Raw genomic sequence first — 26,677 nt, forward strand, 5'->3', positions numbered from 1 at the left:
TCTGCACGACGGCTTCGAGAACCGGCAGCATCGCCTGGAGGTTGGAGAGCTTCTTCTCGTGCAGGAGGATGTAGACGTCCTCGAGTTCGGCAACCATCTTGTCGGCGTTGGTGACGAAGTAGGGCGAGAGGTAACCGCGGTCGAACTGCATGCCTTCGACGACCTCGAGTTCAGTCTCGGCGGTCTTGGCTTCCTCAACCGTGATGACGCCTTCGTTGCCGACCTTCTGCATCGCTTCGGCGATCATCTTGCCGACCGACTCGTCGCCATTGCCGGCGATCGTGCCGACCTGGGCAACTTCCTCGGAGGTCTTGATCTTCTTGGCAGCCTTGCCGAGCGCCGCGACGACTTCGGTCACGGCCAGATCGATGCCGCGCTTCAGGTCCATCGGGTTCATGCCGGCGGCAACGGCCTTGTTGCCTTCCTGGACGATCGATTGCGCCAGAACGGTCGCGGTTGTGGTGCCGTCACCGGCGATGTCGTTGGTCTTCGAAGCAACTTCGCGGATCATCTGCGCGCCCATGTTTTCGAACTTGTCGGAAAGTTCGATTTCCTTGGCGACGGTGACCCCGTCCTTGGTGATGCGCGGTGCGCCGAATGACTTGTCGATGACGACGTTGCGGCCCTTGGGACCGAGGGTCACCTTCACCGCGTCGGCGAGGATGTTGATGCCGTGAAGCATGCGCTCACGGGCATCGCGGGAGAATTTTACGTCTTTGGCAGCCATTTTTTTACTCCTGGGCATCTCGCCCGAAATTCAGATTTGATGGTGCGAAGGAAAGGCGGCAGCGTGTCAGCCGATGATGCCCATAATGTCGGATTCCTTCATGATCAGAAGGTCTTCGCCATTGAGCTTGACTTCCGTGCCCGACCACTTGCCGAACAGGATGCGGTCGCCGGTCTTGACATCCAGCGGAACCAGCTTGCCAGCTTCGTCACGAGCGCCGGAGCCGACGGCGATGATCTCGCCTTCCTGCGGCTTTTCCTTTGCCGTGTCGGGGATGATGATCCCGCCAGCGGTCTTGGATTCGGATTCGACCCGACGAACGACCACGCGGTCATGCAGCGGCCGGAAATTCGACTTTGCCATTTTTGGATTTCCTTGGTGCGGATGTTGAACGGTTCTCCGTTGCCGGAGCGTGCTTAGCACTCAGCCGAAGCGAGTGCTAACGCGGCAATGACATAAGCCGCAGGCTCCTGCTAGTCAAGACGGAAGAGCAAAGAGCAAAGAGAAAAGAGCAGACAGCAAAGAGAAGAGAGCAAAGAGCGTGTAAGCATCGAGCCTTTTATGTGAACAATGTCGGGTATCGGACATATATGGGGCGGCTCACCCTTAGTAATTGAGCTTTATTCAGATGGCACGATTGGTGCAACGGGTGATGCATTTGAACTCATCCAGAGGCTCGCACGCGTCGTGCTGCGTCAGCTCGGTCATGTCGAGCTTCAGAAGGCCATTTTGGCATTGGTTCTGTTGCCCTATCGCCATTCATGACCAGACCTGCGCGCGTGAGCCGGCCGGCTAGATTCCAACCACGAGAGCGCCGCCGCTGAGACCCGCACCCGCCGCCGCCAGAAGGATTTTCTCTCCAGGCTGGAATGGCTCCGTCTGGTTGGCGAGCGAGAGCGACAGCGGGATCGTCGCGGCCGAAGAGTTGCCGTATTCGGCAATCGTCTTGACAATTGCTTGGTCCGCGATGCCGAGGTTCCTCCCGACCGCATCGAAGATGCGAGCATTGGCCTGATGCGGCACGAACCGGCCGACATCGTGTGGCCGCACTCCGGCAGCGGCTAGCGCGCTTATCGAGCAATCGGTCATCATCTCGACGGCCTTTGCGAACACTTCGCGGCCGTCGGTCATCGTCATTCGGGTTTGCGCGAGGTCGAGGTCACCGTGGAACGGCTTGTTGCTTCCTCCTGCGGGAATCTGGATCAGCCCGTATCGCGAGCCGTCCGAACCCACCGAGGCACCGAGAATGCCCCGCTCAGTATCCTCGCACGGACCGATCACGAGGGCGCCGGCGGCATCGGCAAACAGGACCGAGCTTGCGCGTTCGGCCGGATTGATGCGGCGGCTGAGGATGTTGGCGGCAATGACGAGGGCCGCCTTGCCGTGCAGCCGGGTAAATCCGTCCGCGAACATCAGCGCGTAGATGAAGCCGGCGCAGGCGCCGGTCAGATCGACCGCACCGGCGCGGCTCAGTCCCAGCCGATGTGCGACCAGCGGCGCGCTGGGCGGCAGAAGATGGTCGGGCGTCGAGGTGGCAAGCAACAGCAGACCGATGTCGTGGCGCGCAATACCGGCGTTCGCCAGCGCCATGGCGCCGGCCACCGCAGCAAGACCAGACAGCGTGTCTTCGTCGGTTGCCCAGAAGCGCGACCGTATCCCGGTACGCCTTTCGATCCAGCCTGGATCAAGACCGAGATTGCTCTCGATTTCGGCATTCGCCACCTTTCGCCCAGGCGCATGATGGCCAAATCCGAGAATGCGCGACGACTTGCTCATGGCCTGGACCCGAAGCGTTCGCCGGCCTCCTCAATGGCGTCATAGAGTCGCTCGAGCTCGTCGCCGGCGATGCAATAGGGTGGCAGAAGGTAGAGGACATTGCCGAGCGGGCGCACAAGCAGGCCGCGGTCGAGGAAGAACGCACGCAGCTTCGAACCAATCTCGGCGAGATAACCTGCGGAACCGGTTCGCAGGTCGAGCGCCGCGATTGTTCCCGTGGCTCGGCAGTCGGTGAAGAAGCTGTTGTCGCGAAAGCGTCGAAGCCCGGCGGCCTGCATTGCGCTCAAGGCCGCAATGCGCTCGGCCACCGGCTCGTCCCGCCAGATCTCGATATTGGCGAGTGCTGCCGCGCAGGCAATCGGGTTGGCCGTGTAGGAACTCGAGTGGAAAAATGTCTTCTTCCGGTCGTCGGAATAATGAGCCTGGAAGATCGCATCGGCGGCAAGCGTTACGGCCAGCGGGATGGTGCCGCCGGTCAAGCCTTTCGAGGTGCACAGGATATCTGGAGAAATCGATGCCTGCTCGCAGGCGAATATGGTTCCGGTGCGCCCCCAGCCGGTCATCACTTCGTCGGCGATCAGCAGCGTGCCGGAGGCCTCAGTGATCTTCTTCAATTCGGCCAGAACTGAAGCCGGATACATCAGCATGCCGCCGGCGCCCAGCACCAGCGGCTCGACGATTAAGGCTGCGGCTCGTCGATCGCGGGTCACAGCCTCTAAACGATCCAGCGTCTCCTGCTCGCGCCCCGCTGCCGGAAAGGGGATGGTGTCGACCTCGAACAGCAAGTGTTCGTAGGCGGCGTTGAACACACCGCGGGCGCCGACGCTCATCGTGCCGATCGTGTCGCCATGATAGCTGTGCTCCATGACGACGATGCGCGAGCGCGGGGCGCCGATGTTGCGGAAATAACCGAGCGCCATCTTCAGCGCTACTTCGACTGAGGTCGAGCCACTGTCGGAATAGAACACCCAGTCGAGTCCAGCGGGAGCGAGGCCGACAAGCGCCTTGGCCAAGCGCTCTGCCGGCTCGTGCGTGAAGCCCGCAAAGATAATCTGGTCGAGGCTCGACGCGGTTGTCTCGATTGCCTTCATGATGCGGGGATGGCGGTGGCCATGTGTGACGACCCACCAGGAGGAGATGGCGTCCAGGATGCGGGCGCCATCGGCCCTGCGGAGATAGGCGCCTTCAGTCAGGACGATTTCTGGGATCGCAGGCTCGACCGCGTGCTGGGTGAAGGGATGCCAGACATGGGACTGCGACATCAGTCACCTCCAGTAATCGAGGCGAAGGCGAAGCCGGTAATCATTGCGTCCCTCAGTGTTTTGCCCGTCAGCACATCGAGGTGCGGCAGCCTGCCGAGCTGCGGCGCACCGCTGAATTCCACGATGGTCCGTTGCGTATCGGCCATCTCATCGCCAATGAAAGCGATGCCCGCCAACGGGATGGAGCGGGCGCGTAGCGCCTCGACCGAGAGCAAGGTGTGGTTGATGGTGCCGAGCGTGGTGCGGGCGCACAGAATAACGGGCAGCCGCCATTCAGCGAAGATGTCGATGAACCTTGTGCGCCGGTTGAGCGGCACCATCAGGCCGCCGGAGCCTTCGATGACGAGCGGCGTCGGTAGGACGGGAAAGTTAAGATCGTCAGCCTTGATCGCGACGCTGTCGATCTCGGCCGAACGATGCGGCGACAGCGGGCTCCGCAATCGGTAGGCTTCCGGCAGCACGCGCTCTGAGGGCAAGCCGGCAAGCCGCGCGACCACCTCGCTGTCGGTCTCGCCGTCGAGGCCCGATTGCACCGGTTTCCAGTAAAAGCCGTCGAGCAAACCGGCGAGCCCAGCCGCAAACACGGTCTTGCCAACTCCCGTGTCGGTTCCGGTGATGACGATGCGTTGGGTCATATCGCCTCCGGCGATGTTTGGGCCAACACCTCGACCAGCGCCTCGACCATGGCGGAAATGTCGGCTTCGCCGATATTGAGCGTCAGTGAGATGCGCAGCCGCGACGTGCCCTCGGGCACGGTCGGAGGACGAATACCGCGTATGTCGAAGCCGCGGGCCTGCAGGCGCGCCGCCACTGCCATGGTGCGCCTGACATCGCCGATTACTAAGGGCTGGATCTGCGAGCCGCTGGGTATCACGCCGCAGCGCTCGGCCAGCTGGCGGCCAGCGAAAGCAACGCGTTCTTGCAGCTGAACACGCCGCATAGGCTCGTCGGCGAGCATTGCGAGCGCTTCGCGCACTGCCACTGCCATCAGCGGCGATGGCGCGGTGGCGTATATGAATGGCCGGCAACGGTTGATCAGATACTCGCACAGTGCCCTCGGCCCGGTCACGAGCCCACCAGATGCGCCGAGGGCCTTGCCGCAGGTGTGGAGCGCGACGATGTTGTCGCGGCCCTCGAAAGCGGCGGCAAGCCCCCGGCCGTCCGGTCCCCAGACGCCGGTCGAATGCGCCTCGTCAATGACGATGAATGCCTCGTGCCGATCGGCAAGCGCGACCAGGCTCTCCAAAGGCGCGCAGTCGCCATCCATGCTGTAAAGGCTCTCCACCGCGATCCAGACGCATCCTATGCCGCCTTCGGCGCGCCAACGCGTGATCGCATCGTCGACAGCGTTGGCGTCGTTGTGCGCGGCCAGCACGAACTGTGCGCGCCCGGCCTGCGCACCCTCATGCATGCTGGCATGGGCGAGCTCATCGAGGACCAAAAGGTCGCCCTTCTGCGGCAGCGCCGTCAGCAGAGCGAAGTTGGCGATGTAGCCGCTGCCGAAGAACAGCGCGCGGTCGGCTCCAAAGAATGCCGCCGCGTCTGCCTCGAGCTGCTCGTGTTCCGGTGCATTGCCGCGCAACAGCCGCGACCCGGTGGCGCCAACCGGCGTGCCACGCGCAATCGCCGCCGCAACCGCTTCGCCAAGTCTTTTGGAGGCGGCAAGCCCGAGATAGTCGTTCGACGAGAAGTCGCGCCCGGCGCGCGGCTTCAGCGTCCGCAGCCGGTCCTTGCGCGCCAGTCCCTGCAAGGTCGCCTCATAGCGGGCAAGCGGTGCCCCGTTCATTGCGCCTCGAGTTCCATCGGCTCGATGCCAAGGCGCCGGAACAGCAGGGTATCCTTGTCCTCACCGGGATTATCCGCCGTCAGCAGCGTGTCGCCGACGAAGATCGAGTTGGCGCCGGCAAAAAAGCACAGCGCCTGCATCTCGTCGGTCATGGCGGTGCGGCCGGCGGAAAGACGGATATGCGATTTCGGCATCATGATGCGCGCCAGCGCGATCACGCGCACGAATTCGATCGGCTCGATGGGCTTGGCGTCGGCAAGCGGGGTGCCGGGGATCGGGATCAGCATGTTGATCGGAACGCTTTGCGGATGTTCCGGCAGGTTGGCCAGCGTCACCAGCATGCCGATCCGGTCCACCGGCTCCTCGCCCATGCCGACAATGCCGCCGCAGCAGACCTTGATGCCGGATTGGCGAACGTGCTCGAGCGTCTCGAGCCGCTCGGCAAAGCTCCGCGTGCTGATGATCTCGCTATAGTAGCGTTCCGACGTATCGATGTTGTGATTGTAGTAGTCGAGACCAGCCTGCTTCAGTCGAGCGGCCTGCTCAAGATCGAGCATGCCGAGCGTCATGCAGGTCTCCATGCCGAGCGCCTTGACGCCTTCGACCATCGCCACACCCGCATCCATGTCGCGCGCCTTGGGGTTTCGCCAGGCCGCGCCCATGCAATAGCGGGTTGCGCCGGCGTCACGCGCTTTCTTCGCCTCGGCGACGACGCGCCGGACCTCCATCAGCTTCGACGCCTTCAGGCCGGTCTCGTGATGCGCCGACTGGCTGCAATAGCCACAATCCTCCGGGCATCCGCCCGTCTTGATGCTGAGCAGCCGGCTGAGCTGGACCTTGTTGGGATCGAAATTCTGGCGGTGCACGGTCTGCGCCAGGAGAGGAGATTGTTGAAGGGGGCATGGTAAAGTGCCTGAGCCTTTTCCAGGGTCCACGCTCCAGCGTCAGGGGATTGAGCCTGTGGCGATGTCTGCGTTGAACTTGCCGTTTGCATGTCCATGCTGTTCCTCCGGTCTGTCTTGCGGGGTCTTTGCTATCTGACTGTCGACGATCGGAGAGGACAGTTGACCAAATCCTGTTCGTTACTCAGACAATCATGAGCCCCGATGGTCGAGGCCGATATCCAGGATCGGCGCGCTGTGGATGAGTCGGCCGACCGAAATCAGATCAACGCCGGTCGCGGCAACCGCTCGCGCTGTATGGGACGTGATCCCGCCAGAAGCCTCGGTGATAGCGCGGCCACCGACGATTGCGACGGCGCGGCGAAGATCGGGGAGGGACATGTTGTCGAGCAGAACCGCATCGGGAGCGAAGCCAAGTACCTCCTCCAACTGGGCCAGAGTATCGACCTCGACTTCGATCTTGACGAGATGACCGGCCGCTCTTCGTGCTCGCTCGAGCGCTGGGCGGACGCCGCCTGCGATGGCGATGTGGTTGTCCTTGATCAAAATTGCATCGTCCAGGCCGAAGCGGTGATTGGACCCGCCACCTGCGCGCACAGCATATTTTTCGACTGCCCGCAATCCAGGCGTCGTCTTGCGTGTGCAGACGATCTTCGCGCCATATCCACGAACCGCAGCGACGATCGATGCCGTTGCTGTGGCGATGCCGCTCAGATGGCACAAAAAATTGAGTGCCGTCCTTTCGGCTGTGAGAATGGCCCGGGCCGGGCCAACCACTGATGCAATGATCTCTCCATCCACGACATTGCAGCCGTCTGCCCGCTCCACCGAGATTTCGACATCAGGATCAATCAGGTGGAAAGCGAGCATCGCCAGATCGAGGCCGGCGACAACTCCGGACTGTCGCGCCACCAACACGGTTCCCGCTTGGTATTCCTTCGGGACGATGGCATCCGTGGTCAAGTCGCCGGCTCTGCCAAGGTCTTCAAGAAGCGATGCCCGTACAAGCGGCTCAAGCATGACCGTGGGAAGCGGTGAGAGCCTCATCACTTTGCCCCTTCCAAGTTTGGCGAGTGTCCGAGTTCGCGCGCAGCGGCCAAGGCGGCTTCGAGCGTGATTTCGGACCGTCGGGCGGCAGTCGCATGATGAGGAAAATCTGTCCGGTAATGAGCGCCGCGGCTTTCTTCGCGCAACAAGGCGGCAACCGCGATCATTAGCCCCACAGCCGCCGGATCCGAGACCGCATCCTTGCTTTCGGCGAGCGGCAATAAGGCACGCGCGGCTGCTTTCAACCCTTCACCGTCCCGGACGATGCCGAGTGCGCGCGACAGGAAAACACGCACGGGTATCGGAGCGGGCGGTGGGTAAACGTTCGCAAACGCAGGTCTTGTTCTGCGAGCAGGCGTTCCGGCGACACTTTCAGCGACCCAGCGGGCGCACACGATTGCCTCGGTCAAGGAATTGCTGGCGAGCCTGTTGGCGCCATGCAGTCCTGTCGAAGCGACTTCGCCGCAGGCCCACAGCCCCTCGACGGAGGTCCTGCCAAAGCTGTCCACGGCAACGCCACCCATGTGGTAGTGTTGGGCCGGACGAATGGGGATGAGATCGCGCGCGGGATTGATGCCCGCTCCACGACAGGCTGATGCGATTGTCGGGAAATGTCGAGCGAATGCCGGGCCAGGCCGTTGTCGGGCGTCGAGAAAAACACGGTGGCCGTTCGCAAGATGGTTCCAAACGGCGCGGGCCAAGACATCGCGAGGCGCAAGTTCCGCCCCTGGCACGCTTTGAAGAAAAGCCTGGCCGGTTTCATCGATCAGGGCAGCACCTTCGCCTCGGACAGCCTCGCTGACCAGCGCCATAGGGCGTTCTGGGCCGTCAAGCGCGGTCGGGTGGAACTGGATGAATTCGAGGTCGGCTAGGACAGCTCCAGCGCGGGCCGCAAGTGCAAGGCCTTGTCCGCAACTGCCCCAAGGGTTCGTGGTGTCGAGAAACAGTCCCCCGATGCCACCGGTGGCGAGGACGACCCGCCGTGAGCCGAAGAAGAAAGGTCCGATCGAACAGCTCGCCCAGACGCCTCGGATCGCATTCTCTCGCACGGCCAGCCGGCGTGCTTCCACGCCCTCCACGACAACTATCGACGGAGTGGAACGCACAGCCGCGATCAGGGCAAGCATGATCTCACGCCCGGTGCCGTCCCCATGCGCATGAACGATGCGACGTCGGCTGTGTGCGGCCTCCAATCCGAGGCACAGTGATCCTTTCGGCGTGCGGTCAAAGGGAACCCCAAAGCCCGCAAGCCCCTCTATCGCCTTGGGCGCGGCTTGGAGGATGCGGCTCGCCACGTCTCTGTCGCAGAGACCGTCCCCGGCGGCAAGCGTATCGGCCAGGTGCATTGCCGGATCGTCGTCTTCGCCGAAACTTGCAGCCAGACCCCCTTGTGCCCAGGTGCTCGAATTGTCAGCTCCCAGCAGCGACCTTGACAGAAGAAGCACCGGCTCCGGCGACAGTTGAAGCGCGGTCATCAGTCCGGCGATGCCGCCGCCGATGATGATCGGCCGCCCGAAGAAGCTGCGGAGGTCGGCGCTCAAACTGCCAGCATCCGTTCGACCGCAAGCCGCGCGCGCCCGGCGATCCCGGGTTCGATGGTTACGACATGTTGGTTCTGCTCGAGCGCCGTGCGGATGTTGGCAAGCGTGATCCGCTTCATGTGCGGGCACAAATTGCAGGGCCGGATGAACTCGACCTCTGGGTGCGCTAACGCGACGTTGTCGCTCATCGAGCATTCCGTCATCAGCACGACACGTGGCGGCCTTTGCCTTTCGACATAGTCGGACATGGCAGCCGTCGAGCCGGAAAAATCTGCTTCAGCCACGACGTCGGGCGGGCATTCGGGATGGGCGAGCACGACCACGCCGGGATGGCTTTCGCGCAACTCGCGGATGTCGGCCGGTGTAAAGCGCTCATGCACCTCGCAATGCCCTTTCCAGGCGATGATCTGCACATCGGTCTGGGCGGCGATATTTTGGGCCAGATATTCGTCCGGCAGCATGATCACCCGGAGAACCCCAAGGGATTCGACGACCGCCTTGGCGTTGCCGGATGTACAGCAGATATCCGACTCGGCTTTCACTTCGGCCGACGTGTTTACATAAGTGATGATCGGAACGCCGGGATAACGCTGGCGCATCAAGCGCACGTCTTCTGCCGTGATTGATTCCGCCAACGAGCAACCGGCGCTGAGATCCGGAATGAGCACGGTCTTGTCCGGATTAAGGAGCTTGGCCGTTTCGGCCATGAAATGGACGCCGGCCAGCACGATGACTTGCGCCTCGATCGTCGCAGCCGTGCGGGCTAGTGCCAAGCTGTCGCCGACGATGTCGGCCACGCAATGGAAGATCTCGGGCGTCTGATAGTTGTGCGCCAGGATGATGGCGTTGCGCTCGCGCTTCAGAGCAAGGATCGCCTCGATATCCTCGGCGAAAGCCGGCCATTCGATCGGCGGGATCACTCGTCGGACGTGCTCGTAGAGCAACGCGGCCGTAGGCAGCATGGCGCTCATGGACCCCCTCCCGCTTATACTCTAATTGAAAATAACCAGCATATACTTGCTGTGAGTATAAGGGATGTCAACCCCGCGCCAGCGGCAATTTTGTCCCGGAGATGAGCCTATCGTCGAGAACGGCGTGGCGGAAACGGAAAAGCTTCGCTGGCCGGCCGCCGGTCTCAGCGGTGACCTCTCCGGTCTCCTCGACCAGCTCCTGCTGTTCGATCAGTCGGCGAAAGTTCGGCTTGTGGATGAGCCTGCCGGCGAGCGCCTCCACGGTTCGCTGCAGCTGCAAAAGCGTGAAGACCGGCGGCATCAGCTCAAAGACGACCGGCCGGTATTTGATCTTGGAGCGCAGCCGCGCAATGCCGGTCGCCACGATGCGGCGATGATCGGCGACCATGGACTTGCTGGGCACCAGCGGAGGGGGCGCCGCGTCCCGCCCTCTTACGGCCTCTTGGACCAGGCCCGCTTCGTAGACTAACTCATAGCGTTGAAGCGTGAGTTCCTCGTTCCAAAGGCGGTCGTCGAAGCCGAAGGCTATCGTCGCCCGCTGCCAGCGTTCACGTCGCGTGGCCGCATCGCGGACGCCGTTTGCCCATTCAATCAAGCGTGGTCGCAGAACGTCCAGCACGACCGGAGGCGTGCCGGAGCGGTGGTCCTCCCATGGAAAATATTCATACCAACTCTGCCATCCGCACTTGGGCGAGCCCGCTGCCTGTTCCTTGCGGGTCAATGCAAGATAGCTGATGGAGATGACGCGCTGCTGGCGCTCGGCGCCGATGCGATCCCGATCAGCGAACGTGTAAAGTTGCTCAATGTACCCCAGCCGATGGCCGGTCTGCTGCTCGACCCACCCCCTCAAGCCGGATTGCAGCGATCGGTGCTCAAGCGCAAAGGGTCCAGAGGGCAAAGTGTCTGCCTGGCCGATGGTGAGGACACAGGGTTCACTGTCGTTTACGGCGACGACAAGGGCGATCAGGTCCACTTTGACGTCGTCGGCCTTGACGGCGGCTCTGTCTTTCCTGAGTCGTATTGCCTGATCGTCCATGTTTCGCGAATTACTTGGCCAGCTCGGGGGACCTTAATCGATTTAGTGTAAGCGCGCCTGTCGGCACGTCAACACCCCACAACTGCACGGGCATTTTTAGCTCTTCGCACCTGCACAAAAATGTGCCAAAGGCGACACCCGCGGTTGGTAACGTAGGGGAAGGAGGATCCATTGAGCGCGTTTGGTGACACCAAGGCGATCACACCGCCGGATATTCGTTCGCGCAAAGGTGGGACGCCGCTCGTCTGCCTTACCGCCTACACCACCCCAGTCGCCCGGCTTGTCGATCCCCATTGTGATGTGGTGCTCGTCGGCGACAGCGTCGGCATGGTTCTCCACGGCCTGCCCTCGACGCTCGGTGTCACGCTGGAGATGATGATCACGCATGGCCAGGCGGTGCGCCGTGGCATCAAGCAGGCGCTGATGGTGGTCGACCTGCCGTTCGGTTCCTACGAGGAAAGCCCAGAGCAGGCTTTCCGAAATGCTGCGCGCGTCATGTCGGAGACCGGCTGCACGGCCGTCAAGCTCGAAGGCGGCGAAACGATGGCAGAGACGATCGGCTTCCTCGCCGCACGCGGCGTGCCCGCCATGGCTCATGTCGGCTTGACGCCGCAGGCCATCAACGCCATCGGTGGCTACCGCGTGCAGGGCAGGGGCGGGGATGCCGAGCGCATCAGGCGCGACGCAATTGCGGTGAGCGAAGCGGGCGCCTTTGCGGTCGTCCTGGAAAAGGTTCCTGAAGCGCTCGCCCGCCGGATCACCGGGGAGGTCGCGGCCCCGACCATTGGCATCGGTGCCTCGGCAGCCTGTGACGGCCAGATTCTCGTCGTCGACGACATGCTGGGCCTCTTCGGCGACTTCCGACCCAAGTTCGTCAAGCGCTATGCTGAACTGGGGGAGGCGGCTGCGGCTGCGATCGCTTCCTATGCGCACGAGGTGAAGGAGCGCCAGTTTCCGGCCGCCAAGCACGTGTTTGCCGATGCGCCCAAGCCCGCCGACACGGACGCCACCAAGAGCGGAGAAGCAGCGTGAGCGTGCCGATCGTCAGGAGCGTTGACCAGCTTCGCGAAATCGTCGCCGCATGGCGCCGCGAGGGCGTGAGGATTGCCGTGGTGCCAACGATGGGCGTCCTGCATGAGGGCCATCTCAGCCTGGTGCGCGCTGCACTCGAGAAAGCAGACCGTGTGATCGTGACGCTCTTCGTCAACCCGAAGCAATTCAATAGCCAGGCCGATCTTGCCGCGTATCCGCGCACCGAGGACGAGGATGCCGCCAAGCTGGCACCGGTTGGCGCGCACCTGCTTTATGCGCCAGATGCAGAGGAGATGTATCCGGCGGGCTTCGCCACCACCGTTTCGGTGTGCGGTGTCAGCGAGGGCCTGTGCGGTGCCTTCCGGCCGGGACATTTCGATGGCGTGGCGACCGTCGTCGCCAAGCTCTTCCTGCAGACCAGCGCTGACTTCGGCTTCTTTGGCGAAAAGGACTTTCAGCAAGTTCACCTGGTCAGGCGCATGGCCCGGGATCTGGATATTCCAATCACCATTGTTGCCTGTCCGACAGTCCGTGAAGCCGACGGTCTTGCGCTATCATCGCGTAATGTGCGGCTCTCGCCAGCGCAACGCGCTGTTGCTCCCAAGCTATCATCGGTCCTGCTCAAGACGGCTGAGCGGCTTGGGCGCGGCTCACCCGTCCTGCCAACGCTTGCAGAATCTCGCGCAGCAATTCTGGCTGCAGGCTATCGCGAGGTCGAATACCTGGAACTTCGCGAAGAGGCAGATCTGCACCCGATGACAAGCCTTGATCGACCGGCACGGTTGCTTGCCGCGGCCTGGCTCGGCGGCACACGTCTCATAGACAACGTCAGACTATTTCGGATTGGTTCAACAGATTAGCCACGTTCTCGGCACGCGCTGTATCCGTCCGGGATCGTTTAAAACAAGGTCTCTGCCTGGCATTGAGCGAATGGAGGTTACGCACAGGGCAAATGCATCGCGTGTTTGAGAACTTCGTCGAGCAACTGTCTGCAAGTGTTGATGCTGCCGATCTCTGTGAGGCAATGGCCTCCGCTGCAGCCGGCTTCGACTTCCCGCTATTCGCCTATTTCACTTACCCGTCGGCCTCCGGCGACACCCCCCAATTGATTTCAAACTATCCTTCATCCTGGACATCACGTTATCTGCAACAGCGGTACCACAGTCTTGATCCGGTCATCCTGCGCGGGCTGCAAGGCTGGGATACATTCGATTGGGGTGTGGATCGCGCTCGACACTGTCTGCCGAATTCGCAGCAACAAATTCTGGAGAGTGCGGCTGAGTTTGGCATCTGCGGCGGCCTGACGATGTCCATGCATGATCATCTCGGCCGGTTTGCTGCCCTGACCTTTGCTTCCGACGAGTCCCGTCCGCCTCTTTTACGGTCACTGGCACGTTACGAAAAAGCATTGCAGCTGGTGGCCATCAACTTTCATATCCACGTCCGGCGCAGGCTCGCCGACGATCGCGTGGTGGATGGTGTAACGCTCACCCCGCGGGAGTTCGAGTGCCTGAAATGGGCGGCGCGCGGCAAGTCGGCTTGGGATATCAGCCAGCTTCTCGGCGTCTCAAAGCGCACCGTGACTTTTCACTTGGAAAACGCCAAGGCAAAGTTCGGCGTTCGAACGATCAACCAGGCCGTCGCACGAATGGCTGCCTCCGGCAAGACGAAATCCTGATTCTTCAGCCACGATACCTGTAAACCTCTACAGGCTGCATCGCTGTCAGCTTTGCCCTTCGATGGCGGGAACCATCCCACATGGAGGCGACCATGATGCAACTGATAACACAGACTTTTACAACGAGTTTGCAGGCGAACTCAAAGAGATGCACGGGCTCAGGTTTCGGGTGTTCAAGGAAAGGCTCGATTGGGAAGTTGATACCGAAGACCAGATGGAATCCGATCCGTTTGACGCTCTGAAACCTGTCTATCTGCTCCTCAAAGGATCCGACTGGCGAATTCGCGGTTGCGTGCGTCTTCTGCCCAGCACCGGACCCACAATGTTGCGCGACACCTTCCCGGTGCTGCTGGGTGCTGACGTCGTGCCCTCGACCACCGACATATGGGAGAGCAGTCGTTTCGCGCTCGATCTTCCTGCGTCGGCGCCCAAGGCTGCGGGCGGGCTGGCCCAGGCGACCTACGAGCTCTTCGCGGGCATGATCGAGTTCGGCTTGGCCAAGGATCTGACCCGGATAGTAACGGTGACGGATACGCGCATGGAGCGGATCCTCCGCCTGGCTACGTGGCCATTGTCGCGCATCGGAGAACCCAAATGCGTCGGCAAAACGGAGGCGGTGGCCGGGTTTCTCGAGATTTCCCACGCGAGCCTTTTGCGCATCCGCAGCAGGGGACGTCTGATTGGACCGGTACTGTGGCAACCGGTTCTAGGCCCGTCGGCATAGCGCCATAGTGGACACCTGAGCCATGAAGGATGCTGGTCTGTCCAAGGAAGCGACGGTCGGCCTTGTATGCTGGCCGGACTGGCGTCGCCACGACGCTTACCACTATGCCAGACGATTGCCACGCACTGGCTGGGCCTGGGAGTTTCTTCGGCGCAATCCACAATTCCAGCGCGACCACGCCAAAATGGCACCGTCCGCCTGCATTGTCGGACCCCAAGGCGACATGCAGATAATCGAGTTGACGAGAGGATCAGCTCTCCTAAGACAATGGAGCCTTCTTTTTCGCCGACGCGCCACTTTCGGACGCTACATCGGCAAGGGTCTTTTGGGATCCGCGCGATTGCGCCTGTATTCTACGAGCGGCCGCGGAGCCGCTTGGGCTCGACCACGATTTTGAACCGCTTCACCTTTCTTCGCTCTCATGCTGCAAGGACATCCTGCTGACAGCTGCGGGCGTGCAGCACGTGCTGCTGAGGGAGAACTGCCGGAGTCTGCAGATCGCCGTTTCCGGTGCGTCCGTCCTCCGCCCGTTGCGGCTATATGTCGACGCGATCGTTCAGCCGCAGCACCTCAAGTTCCATGTCGCTGCCCTTCAGTTCTTGAACCACGTCAATGGTTGCGCCCGCCTGTCAGCTGCTTGCTTTCCGCCGGAACACCGCGGAGCGCGTCTGCGTATCGTACTCCAGGCTTTGGATGGCTCGCTTGCCGGAGCATCTCATCAGGAGGTCGCCATTGCCTTGTTCGGGACACGCCGCGTCGAAGAAGATTGGCGTCATCCAGGTGGCCATCTTCGCGATCAGGTACGTCGCGCCATCCAACGTGGCCGCTACCTGATGGGCGGCGGCTACAGACAGTTCCTGAGGTAATTGGGGTGGTTGCGATTGTCTTATTCAAACGCGCAACCTCCATTTCTGACTGCAATTGTGCGTTGCACAAAACGTGGCAAGCGCCTAGTTCTTCCGCGGCGAATCGCGGCGAAGCACTGGGACCCAACCTTCGTCGATGAGTGCATTCATGCCTTGAGGATCCCGATGACCGTTATGAACCCCGACAAAGCCGGCGCGGCAAGCCTTGAAACGATCGCGCGAAACGGCAGCATGCTGCGTCGCATAGCCGTACGCATTCCGACCTACCTGTCGGATATTCGCGAGAACCCGGCGTGGCTGCCCATGTTCATGTTGGCGCGCACCATGCCGGCACGGAGAATGCACTGGCGTGGTGCAAAGCCGGTCCGAAGGTCGCAAAGAGCCCAGGACACGATGTTTGCCGGTGTCAATTGCCAGGACGTTGTCGACGCGCTGCGGATGGATGGGCTTTTTCCCGGCCTCGTGAAGATGTAGCCGCATTCGCCAGGTGCACACCTTGTTTCGGCAATTTCGATCGCCGACTCGAATTCATGCCGGCGGAGCATGCGGAGGCTGAGGCGCGGTTTGGCCGTCCGTTGCTCAGCGGCCATTATTTCGAGCGCATTCTGGGCTGTAACTCGGCCGTTGCCATCCAAAACGATCCGCTGCTCATGGATATTGCCGCGCACTATCTCGGCGGCCAGGCGACGCTGATCACAACGCGCGTCTGGTGGAGCTTCCCGACCGGCCAGGCCTCCGACGCCGACAAGACCCTGGCTTCGCTCGGCAAATACCACTTCGACCTGGACGACTGGCGGATGCTGAAGTTCTTTTTCAATCTGGTGCCCGTCGACGAGGGGACCGGCCCGCATGTTTATGTCCGCGGCAGCCATGATCGCCGCGCCCTCAAGCACCAACTTACGCTTGTCGTCGGCCATCCCGCGCAAGAGAGTCTGGACGTGTACGGCAAGCAGAGCCCGGTCACGCTGACCGGCGAGGCCGGTTTCGGTTTCGTCGAGGATCCGTTCGGGTTCCATATGGGCACCGTGCCGGCGCACAGGCCACGGCTGATGATGGAAGTTGGCTTCGGGGTTTCTCCTCCATCAAGCCGCCGCTTCCATGGCGAGCCTGTGATCCGCTGATTTCGAAAAGTCCCGAAACAGCCTTCCCGGACCGCAAGTCTTGTGAGGCAAGATAAGGCTATGCCGCCAATCGATCTGTTCGGCGCCCAAAGCGGTTGTCTGCACATGCCTTGGACTGGGCTGGTGCAATGAGTCGCGCCATTGCTCCAACCAGCGCGGTCCCCACAGCAGCCGACCTATCCATAGGGTGGATGGTAGTTATCACTACAATCAATTGTACCAATATTATGGAATACTACTACAAGGCCGCCACTTAAAGCGGCCGGATGGGCGCGTGGGCTGATGCTGCCCGCAAAAATGCGGAGACGAACATGTGCGGGATTGTTGGCATCGTTGGGCAACAGCCGGTGTCGGATCGGTTGATCGGCGCGTTGAAGGGTTTGGAATATCGCGGCTATGATTCCGCCGGCGTTGCGACGATCATCGACGGTGCCTTGCACCGCCGGCGCGCCGAGGGCAAGCTCGTCAATCTCGAGAGGCGACTGAAGGAAGAGCCGCTGAGCGGCAAAGTCGGCATCGGCCACACGCGTTGGGCAACCCACGGGGCCTCGACGGAACGCAATGCGCACCCGCACTTTACCGACGGTGTCGCCGTCGTCCATAACGGCATCATCGAGAATTTCACCGAGCTGAAGGACGAATTGGCGGCGGATGGCGCCGAGTTCCAGACCGACACCGACACCGAGGTCGTTGGGCATCTCTTGGCAAGATACCGCCGCGAGGGCATGAGGCCGCAAGAGGCCACGCGTGCCATGCTGAAACGCGTCAGGGGCGCCTATGCGCTTGCCATCCTCTTCGAAGATGAACCGTCGACCATCACGGCGGCGCGCAACGGACCACCGCTGGCGATCGGTCACGGCGACGGCGAGATGTTCCTGGGCTCCGACGCGATCGCTCTTGCGCCCTTCACCAATGAAATTACCTATCTCATGGACGGCGACTGGGCCATTGTCGGCAATTCGGGCGCCCATATCTTCGATATCGACGGCCATCCCGTCGAGCGTCCGCGCCATATCTCCACGGCCGCGGCCGATCTGGCCAACAAGGGCAGCCATCGCCACTTCATGGAGAAGGAAATTTACGAGCAGCCCGAGGTCATTGCCCATGCTCTTCGTCATTACATCAACATCATAGAGAGTCGCGACATGGTTCCGGGCATCGATTTCGCCAAGGTTCCGAGCTTGGCGATCTCTGCCTGCGGGACCGCCTATCTCGCCGGACTGATCGGAAAATACTGGTTCGAGCGCTATGCGCGCCTGACGGTTGAAATCGACGTTGCGTCTGAATTCCGTTACCGCGAGATCCCTTTGCCGCCGCAGTCGGCGGCTCTTTTCATTTCGCAGTCCGGCGAAACCGCCGATACGCTTGCATCGTTGAGGTACTGCAAGGAGCGTGGGCTGAAAATTGGCGCTATCGTCAATGCCTGCGAATCGACCATCGCTCGGGAGGCCGATACGGTCTTCCCGATCCTTGCCGGACCGGAGATCGGCGTCGCCTCTACCAAGGCTTTTACCTGCCAGCTTGCCGTTCTAGCCGCACTCGCCATCAGCGCCGCCAGAGCCCGCGGGACCGTCCCCGAAGGCGAGCTGCAGGCGCTCGTCAGGAGCCTCGCCGAATTGCCGCGCGTCATGGGCCAGGTACTCAACAGCATCCAGCCGGAGATCGAGTTCTTGTCGCGCGAACTGTCAAAGTGTCGTGACGTCCTGTATCTCGGCCGTGGCACCAGTTTCCCGCTAGCGATGGAAGGAGCGCTGAAGCTCAAGGAGATTTCCTACATCCATGCCGAAGGCTATGCAGCGGGTGAATTGAAGCACGGGCCAATCGCATTGATAGACGAGAACATGCCGGTGATCGTCATCGCGCCCCATGACCGCTTTTTCGACAAGACCGTCTCCAACATGCAGGAAGTGGCTGCCCGTGGAGGGCGGATTATCCTCATCACCGATAAAAATGGGGCAGCCGCATCGAAACTCGACACCATGCACACGCTCGTGCTGCCGGTAGTCGACGAGATTATCGCGCCAATGATCTTCTCGCTGCCGATACAGCTTCTTGCCTACCACACGGCGCTCTTCATGGGGACAGATGTAGACCAGCCGCGCAATCTCGCAAAATCGGTCACGGTCGAATGATTGTGAACCTGTACAGATGGCGAAGCTCTCGATGGAAAGCTACCCCTTGTCTGGATCCGGATGAAAACCAGATGACCAGTGTTTGCTGGAATTTGGAATCCCTTTTTTCGGCCGGTCGATCGGGGCACAGGGCGATCGAGCTTCCTAGAGCCGACGTCAGCACAAAGCCGGGGGCTTTCAAGAGTGGGTCTTTCGCTCCCCCGCCGGTGGAGATTGGCCGAAGGAAGCAGTGTCCGTACCGGGAGTTCGAGTTGGTGTTCAGAGTTCCAGGGCCCCCTCCTGAGATGGCCTGATCGGCTGTAGCGCATCCGACCTGCGATCCTTCGCGAATAATTCTCGCCGTTGGCTTTCTTGATTAGAAGGAGGTGAGCCGCCATATTCCGACCCAGCTCCTAATTCAGGCGGCCCATTCCATGGATGAGGCCGGTCCGGCTGAATGGACGTCCATTTTTTGATTCGCTTGGTCTGCGCCGCCGGGGGGTATCTCCCGAGGGAGCTCCCATGTTCTTGGAGATGTTTATGAACGATTCGCGCATTCCCGAACCAGTCTTGACGGCTATGTCGCAGGGGACCCACATCGTCCGCGCTTATCGTGAGCACCTTGGGTATTCGATCGAGGACCTGACGGTCGCGAGCGGGCTTGCCGCTGAGGAAATTCAAAACATCGAGCGAGGTCTGAGGTACAACAAGGGATATCGGGATCGGATAGCGAGATCGCTTTCCATACCTCTGGGAATCCTTGAGGCAGAGTCGCACATTTCGGACGCCGCCTGATCAGTCGGATGATCTGCAATGGGTGGACTACCGCTCTTGTGATGTGAAGCTTGCGGCTGATTGTAGACGCTGATTCCGTTGGGATGCCTCTGGCGCAGTACTGCCAAGAGAATCTGGTTCCTGCATCGGAAAGTTGCACGTTTCGTAGCACTCCGGGCGGCTATATCGCCTTGTTGTTCGCGAGCCCATGTGAATCGGCTCGCGACGAAGGATTGTAACGGCGAACTCTTGGTAGTTCGGCGAGGCGATGCTGGCGCTTGAGCATCAACTCGGCCTACGAGAGTGGCTACTCCTAGGCTGAATCGGCCAACATGGCCGGCATCGCGCCGCTCTGAAAATAACATGGCGGGCATCCTGACGTTTCCGGGTTGACTATGGGTGTTCGAACCACGAAAAGGGGCCGCTCTTCGTGAGTGGCGTGCGCCGGCAGTCTAACCCCAAGCCCCCCGCCCAGGCTGCCGGCGCGCTTCTAGAAAGATCGAGGTAGGCACTCGCTGCGCTCTGCCCGCCGACACCTTGTGCTTCCTCCAGCAAGTCCAGCGGACCACCATGGGTGTTGCCAGTTCTGGTGCTTACCCACGTCCATTTGCGATCTCGGGTCATTGAGAGTACCACAAGCACCCTCTCTGCTGGATGGCAACGCGGCTCGCGCCGCCCGTATGCAGCGCAAGCTCCATGCATGAGGTCGTCCCTTCAAAATACTTGATGCAGTTGCGCTTGCGTAGCTCCTTGCATGCGCTCGATGCCAGGAGGAGACCTCTGTCTAAACGCTCGCATCGATTCAACGCCGTTGATCACCATCATCGCGGCGACCGCTTCGCGGGGGCCGCAGCCGTTTTGGCGCATGACGATCATGCCGGCGCCATCGCAGTGACGCACATGCAAAATTCACAGATGCATTCTCGCCCAATGCTAGGTGCCCAGCATATGTCCGGCATCCCGCAACGCGGCTACGAAGAGACGGGCATTGCCGTTGGCATCCATCTTGGCCTGCATCGACAGGGGCATCCTGTGCCAGCTCTCCAAGGACGCAATGTAATGTGAGAACATACCGTTAACGATGCAATAGTGGGTAACTAGGCCGTGTACATCCAACGCCAGCACGCCGAATTGGCCGCCGTGATATCGGATGGCTGCGACCCGCTGGACCTGCGCGTCACCGTCGATCCGCACGTCGAAAAGCAGGATGCCGCGGCTCCTGGTGGCTATCTCGGCGGCTTTTTCAGCGAAGCTCAACGAGAGCGAGCGGACGCTTTCGACTGCCATCTGTAAAACCATCAAGTTCAGTTCATCCACTGACATAAGGTACCTGTGCGCAAGACATGGGTGATTGCAATCGACCACACCGCTTGTTCACAGATGTCGGCTCATCACCGGTTATTCAGGGTTTGCCGGTCATCTTTGCGGCAAGCCATCCGGGCTCCTTGTACCCTGCAACCGTTGCAGTGGCGTCCCTCGGCGCTCGGAACCGCCAGGCTCTGCTCGTCGAGAACTTTGTCCGCGAGCAGCGTTCGCTTGAGCATTCCGCTGAAGCGTGACGTCTCACCAGTCCGTGTCCTTGCAGCTCACCGCGAGGCTTGCGCACCGCACGCAAGCGCACGAAACTGGTCTCCGTTCACTTCACAAAATGGTTTTCCTGAAGTACTGGAGCGCAGAGAAATCTCCGGTCGCAGCCTACCCGGTTAAAACAAGGACCCAACGATGAAGACTCTCGTCGTCTGCTCCGGCGGATTGGATTCCGTTACTCTTGCTCACAAGGTGGCAGCGGAGCACCAGCTTACCGGCCTGCTATCGTTCGATTACGGCCAACGGCATAGGAAGGAATTGGGCTTCGCCACCCTTTGCGCGGAGCGCCTGGGCGTCCCGCAGCGAATCATCGATATCCACGAGATCGGCGGCGGCCTTTCCGGCTCCGCGCTGACCGACAATGTGGACGTGCCCGACGGGCACTATGCCGAAGATACGATGAAGGTGACGGTGGTGCCCAACCGGAACGCCATCATGTTGGCCATTGCCTTCGGCCTCGCCGCAGCGCAAGACGCTGACGCGGTGGCGACGGCCGTGCATGGTGGGGATCATATTGTCTATCCCGATTGCCGTCCGGCCTTCATCGATGCTTTCCAGATGATGCAGGACCACGCGCTCGACGGCTACGCGCAGATTCGCCTTTATGCACCCTATGTGAACCTGACGAAGGCGGACATTGTTAGGGATGGAGCCACATACGGCACGCCGTTTGCGCAGACCTGGTCCTGTTACAGGGGCGCCGAGCGTCATTGCGGGAGGTGCGGGACCTGCGTCGAGCGGCGTGAGGCGTTTCACATCGCTGGGCACCCGGACCCAACCGAGTACGAGGACTCCGACTTCTGGCTCGGAGCGCTGCGAAGGACCACCGCGTAATGTTCCGCATCACCAAGGAATTCCACTTCTCAGCCTCGCATCAGCTCACCTCATTGCCACCCGATCACCAATGCGCGCGCCTGCACGGACATAACTACATCGTCGAAGTGGAGCTTTCAGCGGATGGACTGGACGATCACGGCTTCGTGCGCGACTACCACGATTTGGCGCCATTCAAACGCTACATCGACGAGAGCTTCGACCACCGACATCTCAACGACGTGCTGGGACACGAGCAAGTCACGGCGGAATATCTGGCCAGACATTTCTACGACTGGTGCAAGGCACGCCTGAGCGAAACCGCGGCCGTGCGGGTGAGCGAAACGCCGAAAACCTGGGCGGAATACCGGCCATGACCAATACTCATCCCGCAATCCGCGTTAGCGAGATTTTCGGGCCGACGATCCAGGGCGAGGGCGTGCTCATAGGTTTGCCGACGATCTTCGTCAGAACCGGCGGGTGTGACTTTCGCTGTTCCTGGTGCGACAGCCTGCATGCTGTGGACACTCAATTCCGCCATGAATGGGAGATGATGTCCGTTGGCGCGGTGTGGAAAAATGTGCTTGCGCTTTCCGGTGGCCGCCCGCTTATGGTGTCGCTGTCAGGCGGCAATCCGGCCATCCAGCCGCTCGGCGCGCTCATCGACCGAGGCCATGGTGACGGTTACCGTTTTGCGCTGGAAACCCAAGGTTCGCTTGCCAGGGACTGGTTTGCGCACCTTGACGTGCTGATCCTCAGCCCAAAGCCGCCGTCAAGCCAAATGACGACAGATTGGGCCACTGTCGAGGCGTGCCTCCAGGCGGCACAAGGCAAGCCCCAAATCGTGCTCAAGCTCATTGTTTTCGACGAAAGGGACTACGCCTACGCGAAAGACGCCGCTGCGCAATTTCCGCAACTTCCGATCTATCTGCAACCCGGCAATCAGACGCCGCCACACCCGGCAAATGATGACGCGCCCGTCGACCTTGACGGAATATTGAAGCGCATGGAGTGGCTGGTTGACAGCGTGACCCGCGACAAATGGTTCGAAGCCCGCGTGCTACCGCAGCTGCACGTTATGCTCTGGGGTAACAAGAGAGCCGTCTAGGCCAGGCCCTTTCCACCTGAACTGCACCGGCATATTCGGGTGAACGGGTGGTTCAACGTTGACCGCGCTGCCGGGGTGCTTGCGGACTTCTGCCACCGGCCCAAGTGTTGTCAGCCGCTTGCACGGCACCTTGCATTCTCCTTGCAAGGTCGAAGGGAGCTGTCGCCGACAACCATGATCTGACAGGCAGGGCATGAGCGGGCGATATCGTCGCTATGCCAAGACGCGTCTGGTCCGCTTCGAACCGTCTCGGCCGACGGTCGCCGGTCAACAGTGGAAAACGATCGCAATCGGTTCACGATCGAGTGAGAGCCATGACCGTTCCTCTGCGGTGCTCAGAATGCCGCCGAGTGCCTGGCCGTTCCAGTTTCGAAATATTTGTCGAACCTGGCCGCGATGCTTCGGACGAAAGGGCGACTTTCAGCCGGCACAACGAATCTGTCGCGATCAAGTTCAAGCAATCGAACCGCATCGTGGAGGGCCATGGAACTCGACTGAAGGAGGAGCCTCTGGCCGGCTTCGCCGAAGCGTTCCACCAGATCGATGGCCGAGAAGGCGAAGTCGCACATCAGCCGCTCGATGATCCAGCCGCGAACGCGGTCGTCGTCGGAAAGTGCGATACCGCGGATGGCGGCCAGCCCGCCATCATCAACCATGCATCGATATTCGCTGGTCGAAGGCATGTTCTGCGCATAGCCCTGCCGAAACTGACTGACGGATGACGGACCGAGACCGATCAATGTCTCGCAGCGCTCCTCTGTATAGCCCTGGAAATTGCGATGCAAAGCCCCCGCGCGAGCCGCTACTGCCAACGCATCGCCCGGTTTGGCGAAATGGTCGACCCCGATTGCTTCGTATCCTCGGTCAAGAATAGCGTGGGCTGCCAGTTGTGATTGGGCAAACCGCTCCTCCGGCCCTGGCAACCAGGCCTCATCAATCATGGTCTGCTGTTTCTTGAACCACGGCACATGGGCGTAGCCAAAAAGCGCCGGGTTCCAAGGTCAGCGCCTGCGCGACGGTGGAGGAGACGCTCTCCCTCGTCTGGTGCGGCAAGCCGTAGAGCAGGTCTAGATTGACCGATTCGACGCCGCGCGAACGAACACCGTCGACTACCGCTTTGGTCTGCAAAAAGCTCTGCTCGCGGTTGATTGCCTTCTGAACCTTCGGATCGAAGTCCTGGACGCCGAGGCTCGCACGGGTCGTGCCGATTTCGGCAAGCGCATCGAGGCGGGCATCGTCCATATCATTGGGTTCGATTTCAACGCTGATCTTGGCGCCGGGAAGAAAGGCGAAGCTGTTGCGCAGGACGCTTCCCAGCGCCACTATATCCTCAGGTTCCAGCATCGTCGGGGAACCGCCGCCGAAATGAACCGCGCGAACTCGGCCCTTGCCGGTAACAAGGCCGCCAACCGTGGCGATCTCCGCATACAGCGAGCGCAGATAAGCGGCCACCGGCTCGTAGTGGCGCGTCTGTTTGGTATGGCACGCGCAGAACCAGCAGAGCCTGTCGCAATAGGGAATATGCAGGTAAAGCGATATCTCGTCACCACCTTCGAGCGCCTCCAACCAGCCTCGGTAAACGACGGCATCGACGCCCGCATGGAAATGGCGCGCAGTCGGATAACTGGTATAGCGCGGGACGTTCTCGCCAAGTCTGGCAGCTAGCTTTTGTCGCATGTCGTGGTCCACCGTGTTTGCGTCGCCCGAACTGTGGATGCTTGGATGAGCCTAAGCCCTGATTTCGATCAACCTTCAGCACGGACAAACTGCCGCAAGGATTTTTCTACCGTGGATTGCTATCCTGCCCGCACTGGACCGGTAGAGCGATCGAATGACATTACGGCAGGATATTCACAGTTCCGGCATTCCCGTTCTTTGCCTGCCTTGCGAGGCACGGCGCCGCGGTGTCTGTGGCGCGCTCGAGCCAGACGATTTGGCTCAGCTCGCCAAGACGTCGTCGCGGCACAATATCGAGCCGGGGGTCGAACTGATCGGCGACGCCGAGGCGGTCGACTGTTATTCAAACGTGCTTTCAGGCGTGGTGAAGCTCACGAAGAGCCTTTCGGACGGCCGCCAGCAGATCGTCGGTCTCCAGTTCGCGCCGGATTTTCTGGGACGGCCCTTCAAGATGAAAAGTGCGATCAATGCGGAAGCGGCAACAGCTGTCTCGCTATGCTCGTTTCCGAGAGCGGCCATCGAACGGATGATGAAGCAGTCACCCGAATTTGTGCATCGCCTGCTCAAGCAGGCGCTGAACGAACTTGACGAGGCCCGCGAATGGATGGTGACTCTGGGGCGCAAGACCGCACCAGAGAAGGTGGCGAGCTTTCTCCTCATGATTGCGCGGAACATCGACTCCAATGTTGACCCGGCAGCTAGGTCGGCGTGCTTCGAGCTGCCGATGACGCGTGCCGACATCTCTGATTTCCTTGGAATCACAAACGAGACCGTGAGCCGTCAGCTGACCAGCCTGAGAATGGACGGCGTGATTCGGATCGAGAACAACCGCCGCGTCACCGTGGACAGCATGAGCCGGCTGGAACGGCGCTGCGGCGGCCGAGGCGCAACAGCCGTTTGAATGACACGAAGCTGCATGGCCCACGCCACTTACTTCATTCGGGGCAGGGCATGCTCGCGTTGGGCTCAGAAGAAATCGCGTAGCGACAGCCCGTTCTCCATCCGATCGTATGCGCCAGTTGCGCTTCGGCTCGTCGGCGAAGCACCCACACTTGGCCGAAGTCAATACGCCTCATACGCAGGGGAAAATCGCCGTCTCCCCAAACCATAAATGTCACGAAGGCAGCGCAACGCTGGCGCTGGCTGTTCCAAGGCATTGAAACGATCGACGTTCGGTAAGGCATCGGCCTGCTTACCAGCGTCACAGAAGGTGCGCTTCCCCACACGCCCGCGATCGCCTCCATACCCGGGCCCCAACTGGGGACGCCGGGCCTGTCCATAAACCGGCGGCCGGTGCTGCACTTCCACATTCGACACAGTCTGATCGCATCGAACTCGATGCTGCTCGAAGCAAAATGGTGCGGCTCTGACATGGATCAGGGCGAGCAGGCGACGGCTGCGCAATAAGGCACCGCGGTTTGGCATCCGCCGGAATTGGAAATCGGGGCTTGCGATGAAATTCGGCAAAGAAATCGTGCTTCTAAGCCTGTTCGCACTCGCGGCTTTGGTGGCCGCTTGCGCTGGGGTGGATGAACCCTTTCGCCAGCATATGTGGGTCTTGTTCTTCGCCTTGGCTGGCTTCACTGCGATCCTACTGCGCAGCACTGAGTTCAAGCCTGCCGCGCCGATCGACCCGTCCGCCTATATGGATGGGCCAATCCGCTATGGCGCCATCGCCACCATGTTCTGGGGTGTCATCGGCATGCTGGTCGGCGTCGTCATCGCGCTGCAGCTTGCCTATCCCGACCTCAACATCCAGCCCTGGTTCAACTTTGGCCGTTTGCGGCCTCTGCACACCTCGGGCGTCGTCTTCGCCTTCGGCGGCAATGCGCTGCTTTGCACGTCGCTCTATGTCGTCCAACGCACCTGCCGCGCTCGGCTGTTCGGTGGCGATCTCGCCTGGTTCGTGTTCTGGGGCTACCAGCTCTTCATCGTCATGGCCGCGACCGGTTATCTGCTCGGCATCACCGAGAGCCGCGAATACGCGGAACCCGAATGGTATGTCGACATCTGGCTTACCATCGTCTGGGTCGCCTATCTGATCCTGTTCCTCGGCACGATCCTGAAACGCAAGGAGCCGCATATCTACGTCGCCAACTGGTTTTACCTCTCCTTCATCGTCACCATCGCGATGCTGC

At 61.0% G+C, this 26,677-nt stretch carries 23 protein-coding genes and 4 pseudogenes; 14 read left to right on the forward strand and 13 right to left on the reverse strand.

Annotation, left to right across the window (positions count from 1 at the left end):
• The 11 genes and pseudogenes from groEL to NKH57_RS28605 form a co-directional block, all read right to left on the reverse strand.
• On the reverse strand, positions 1-727 hold a 727-nt coding region (gene groEL, locus NKH57_RS28555), incomplete at its 3' end, for a chaperonin GroEL (protein WP_352949429.1).
• A gap of 66 nt (positions 728-793) precedes the next feature.
• A complete protein-coding gene (gene groES, locus NKH57_RS28560; RefSeq protein WP_352949431.1) occupies positions 794-1,090 on the reverse strand; it encodes a co-chaperone GroES in 297 nt (98 codons plus the stop codon).
• 429 nt (positions 1,091-1,519) lie between these two features.
• Positions 1,520-2,503 carry a 3-oxopimeloyl-[acyl-carrier-protein] synthase BioZ gene (gene bioZ / locus NKH57_RS28565; RefSeq protein ID WP_352949433.1) on the reverse strand — a complete coding sequence of 328 codons (984 nt, stop codon included), beginning with the start codon at positions 2,501-2,503 and terminating at the stop codon, positions 1,520-1,522.
• Positions 2,500-3,765 carry an adenosylmethionine--8-amino-7-oxononanoate transaminase gene (locus NKH57_RS28570; RefSeq protein ID WP_352949435.1) on the reverse strand — a complete coding sequence of 422 codons (1,266 nt, stop codon included), beginning with the start codon at positions 3,763-3,765 and terminating at the stop codon, positions 2,500-2,502. Before NKH57_RS28570 ends, bioZ begins: the two co-directional genes overlap by 4 nt.
• Positions 3,765-4,400 (reverse strand): dethiobiotin synthase, encoded by a 636-nt coding sequence (bioD, locus tag NKH57_RS28575; protein ID WP_352949437.1) that lies wholly within the window; start codon positions 4,398-4,400, stop codon positions 3,765-3,767. Before bioD ends, NKH57_RS28570 begins: the two co-directional genes overlap by 1 nt.
• Positions 4,397-5,551, reverse strand: a complete 1,155-nt coding sequence (locus NKH57_RS28580) for an 8-amino-7-oxononanoate synthase (RefSeq protein WP_352949439.1) — start codon at positions 5,549-5,551, stop codon at positions 4,397-4,399. The genes bioD and NKH57_RS28580 overlap by 4 nt, the downstream gene beginning before the upstream one ends.
• Positions 5,548-6,545 (reverse strand): annotated as a pseudogene (gene bioB / locus NKH57_RS28585) (biotin synthase BioB). Before bioB ends, NKH57_RS28580 begins: the two are co-directional and overlap by 4 nt.
• Positions 6,546-6,645: 100 nt before the next feature.
• Positions 6,646-7,500 carry a carboxylating nicotinate-nucleotide diphosphorylase gene (gene nadC / locus NKH57_RS28590; RefSeq protein ID WP_352734402.1) on the reverse strand — a complete coding sequence of 285 codons (855 nt, stop codon included), beginning with the start codon at positions 7,498-7,500 and terminating at the stop codon, positions 6,646-6,648.
• Positions 7,500-9,041: an L-aspartate oxidase gene (locus NKH57_RS28595; RefSeq protein WP_352949441.1), complete on the reverse strand. Its 1,542-nt coding sequence runs from the start codon at positions 9,039-9,041 to the stop codon at positions 7,500-7,502. Before NKH57_RS28595 ends, nadC begins: the two co-directional genes overlap by 1 nt.
• Positions 9,038-10,012 (reverse strand): quinolinate synthase NadA, encoded by a 975-nt coding sequence (gene nadA, locus NKH57_RS28600; protein ID WP_352695841.1) that lies wholly within the window; start codon positions 10,010-10,012, stop codon positions 9,038-9,040. Before nadA ends, NKH57_RS28595 begins: the two co-directional genes overlap by 4 nt.
• 67 nt (positions 10,013-10,079) lie before the next feature.
• Entirely contained in the window at positions 10,080-11,048 is a 969-nt protein-coding gene (locus NKH57_RS28605) for an NUDIX hydrolase (protein ID WP_352949443.1), read from the reverse strand.
• 171 nt (positions 11,049-11,219) lie between these two features.
• Here NKH57_RS28605 and panB point away from each other — a divergent pair, with 171 nt between their 5' ends.
• The 9 genes and pseudogenes from panB (at position 11,220) to NKH57_RS28650 (ending at position 19,375) form a co-directional block, all read left to right on the forward strand.
• Complete coding sequence (gene panB / locus NKH57_RS28610; RefSeq protein WP_352949445.1) at positions 11,220-12,080, forward strand: 3-methyl-2-oxobutanoate hydroxymethyltransferase; 861 nt, start codon at positions 11,220-11,222, stop codon at positions 12,078-12,080.
• Positions 12,077-12,940: a pantoate--beta-alanine ligase gene (panC, locus tag NKH57_RS28615; RefSeq protein WP_352949447.1), complete on the forward strand. Its 864-nt coding sequence runs from the start codon at positions 12,077-12,079 to the stop codon at positions 12,938-12,940. The genes panB and panC overlap by 4 nt, the downstream gene beginning before the upstream one ends.
• A gap of 92 nt (positions 12,941-13,032) precedes the next feature.
• Positions 13,033-13,758: a LuxR family transcriptional regulator gene (locus NKH57_RS28620; RefSeq protein ID WP_352949449.1), complete on the forward strand. Its 726-nt coding sequence runs from the start codon at positions 13,033-13,035 to the stop codon at positions 13,756-13,758.
• Between the two features lie 92 nt (positions 13,759-13,850).
• Positions 13,851-14,482: pseudogene (locus NKH57_RS28625) on the forward strand (acyl-homoserine-lactone synthase).
• Between the two features lie 22 nt (positions 14,483-14,504).
• Entirely contained in the window at positions 14,505-14,879 is a 375-nt protein-coding gene (locus NKH57_RS28630; RefSeq protein WP_352949451.1) for a transcriptional regulator domain-containing protein, read from the forward strand.
• 67 nt (positions 14,880-14,946) lie between these two features.
• Positions 14,947-15,348, forward strand: coding sequence for a DUF2285 domain-containing protein (locus tag NKH57_RS28635; protein WP_245264243.1), 402 nt, complete (start codon positions 14,947-14,949; stop codon positions 15,346-15,348).
• A 165-nt stretch (positions 15,349-15,513) separates the two neighbouring features.
• Positions 15,514-16,469, forward strand: a pseudogene (locus NKH57_RS28640) (hypothetical protein).
• 311 nt (positions 16,470-16,780) lie between these two features.
• Positions 16,781-18,601: a glutamine--fructose-6-phosphate transaminase (isomerizing) gene (glmS, locus tag NKH57_RS28645; protein ID WP_352949453.1), complete on the forward strand. Its 1,821-nt coding sequence runs from the start codon at positions 16,781-16,783 to the stop codon at positions 18,599-18,601.
• Positions 18,602-19,120: 519 nt separating this feature from the next.
• Positions 19,121-19,375 carry a helix-turn-helix domain-containing protein gene (locus NKH57_RS28650; RefSeq protein WP_352949455.1) on the forward strand — a complete coding sequence of 85 codons (255 nt, stop codon included), beginning with the start codon at positions 19,121-19,123 and terminating at the stop codon, positions 19,373-19,375.
• Positions 19,376-20,287: 912 nt separating this feature from the next.
• Here the strand turns inward: NKH57_RS28650 and NKH57_RS28655 are convergent.
• Entirely contained in the window at positions 20,288-20,677 is a 390-nt protein-coding gene (locus NKH57_RS28655; RefSeq protein WP_023735820.1) for a hypothetical protein, read from the reverse strand.
• Positions 20,678-21,076: 399 nt separating this feature from the next.
• Here NKH57_RS28655 and queC point away from each other — a divergent pair, with 399 nt between their 5' ends.
• From queC to queE, 3 genes are read left to right on the forward strand one after another with little or no spacing between them, the layout of a single operon-like run.
• Positions 21,077-21,775 (forward strand): 7-cyano-7-deazaguanine synthase QueC, encoded by a 699-nt coding sequence (gene queC, locus NKH57_RS28660; RefSeq protein WP_023809316.1) that lies wholly within the window; start codon positions 21,077-21,079, stop codon positions 21,773-21,775.
• Positions 21,775-22,131, forward strand: coding sequence for a 6-carboxytetrahydropterin synthase QueD (gene queD, locus NKH57_RS28665; protein ID WP_023673552.1), 357 nt, complete (start codon positions 21,775-21,777; stop codon positions 22,129-22,131). The genes queC and queD overlap by 1 nt, the downstream gene beginning before the upstream one ends.
• Positions 22,128-22,862, forward strand: coding sequence for a 7-carboxy-7-deazaguanine synthase QueE (queE, locus tag NKH57_RS28670; protein ID WP_352949458.1), 735 nt, complete (start codon positions 22,128-22,130; stop codon positions 22,860-22,862). Before queD ends, queE begins: the two co-directional genes overlap by 4 nt.
• Positions 22,863-23,197: 335 nt before the next feature.
• Here the strand turns inward: queE and hemN are convergent.
• Positions 23,198-24,539: pseudogene (gene hemN, locus NKH57_RS28675) on the reverse strand (oxygen-independent coproporphyrinogen III oxidase).
• A 154-nt stretch (positions 24,540-24,693) separates the two neighbouring features.
• Here hemN and NKH57_RS28680 point away from each other — a divergent pair.
• Both NKH57_RS28680 and NKH57_RS28685 read left to right on the forward strand, forming a co-directional pair.
• Positions 24,694-25,440, forward strand: a complete 747-nt coding sequence (locus NKH57_RS28680) for a Crp/Fnr family transcriptional regulator (RefSeq protein WP_352567821.1) — start codon at positions 24,694-24,696, stop codon at positions 25,438-25,440.
• Between the two features lie 552 nt (positions 25,441-25,992).
• Positions 25,993-26,677: cbb3-type cytochrome c oxidase subunit I (locus tag NKH57_RS28685; protein WP_352949460.1), on the forward strand; the 685-nt coding region annotated here is incomplete at its 3' end.

The organism is Mesorhizobium sp. M1050, from assembly GCF_040318715.1.
GTDB lineage: Bacteria > Pseudomonadota > Alphaproteobacteria > Rhizobiales > Rhizobiaceae > Mesorhizobium.

Bases quoted from the DNA above. Each gene is read 5' to 3' on its own strand.
- NKH57_RS28620 (WP_352949449.1), top strand. From the start codon at position 13,033: ATGCATCGCGTGTTTGAGAACTTCGTCGAGCAACTGTCTGCAAGTGTT.
- queE (WP_352949458.1), top strand. From the start codon at position 22,128: ATGACCAATACTCATCCCGCAATCCGCGTTAGCGAGATTTTCGGGCCG.
- glmS (WP_352949453.1), top strand. From the start codon at position 16,781: ATGTGCGGGATTGTTGGCATCGTTGGGCAACAGCCGGTGTCGGATCGG.
- NKH57_RS28580 (WP_352949439.1), bottom strand. From the start codon at position 5,551: ATGAACGGGGCACCGCTTGCCCGCTATGAGGCGACCTTGCAGGGACTG.
- nadA (WP_352695841.1), bottom strand. From the start codon at position 10,012: ATGAGCGCCATGCTGCCTACGGCCGCGTTGCTCTACGAGCACGTCCGA.
- NKH57_RS28655 (WP_023735820.1), bottom strand. From the start codon at position 20,677: ATGTCAGTGGATGAACTGAACTTGATGGTTTTACAGATGGCAGTCGAA.
- nadC (WP_352734402.1), bottom strand. From the start codon at position 7,500: ATGAGGCTCTCACCGCTTCCCACGGTCATGCTTGAGCCGCTTGTACGG.
- queD (WP_023673552.1), top strand. From the start codon at position 21,775: ATGTTCCGCATCACCAAGGAATTCCACTTCTCAGCCTCGCATCAGCTC.
- NKH57_RS28630 (WP_352949451.1), top strand. From the start codon at position 14,505: ATGAAGGATGCTGGTCTGTCCAAGGAAGCGACGGTCGGCCTTGTATGC.
- NKH57_RS28650 (WP_352949455.1), top strand. From the start codon at position 19,121: ATGAACGATTCGCGCATTCCCGAACCAGTCTTGACGGCTATGTCGCAG.
- NKH57_RS28570 (WP_352949435.1), bottom strand. From the start codon at position 3,765: ATGTCGCAGTCCCATGTCTGGCATCCCTTCACCCAGCACGCGGTCGAG.
- bioD (WP_352949437.1), bottom strand. From the start codon at position 4,400: ATGACCCAACGCATCGTCATCACCGGAACCGACACGGGAGTTGGCAAG.
- groES (WP_352949431.1), bottom strand. From the start codon at position 1,090: ATGGCAAAGTCGAATTTCCGGCCGCTGCATGACCGCGTGGTCGTTCGT.
- NKH57_RS28605 (WP_352949443.1), bottom strand. From the start codon at position 11,048: ATGGACGATCAGGCAATACGACTCAGGAAAGACAGAGCCGCCGTCAAG.
- NKH57_RS28680 (WP_352567821.1), top strand. From the start codon at position 24,694: ATGACATTACGGCAGGATATTCACAGTTCCGGCATTCCCGTTCTTTGC.
- bioZ (WP_352949433.1), bottom strand. From the start codon at position 2,503: ATGAGCAAGTCGTCGCGCATTCTCGGATTTGGCCATCATGCGCCTGGG.
- queC (WP_023809316.1), top strand. From the start codon at position 21,077: ATGAAGACTCTCGTCGTCTGCTCCGGCGGATTGGATTCCGTTACTCTT.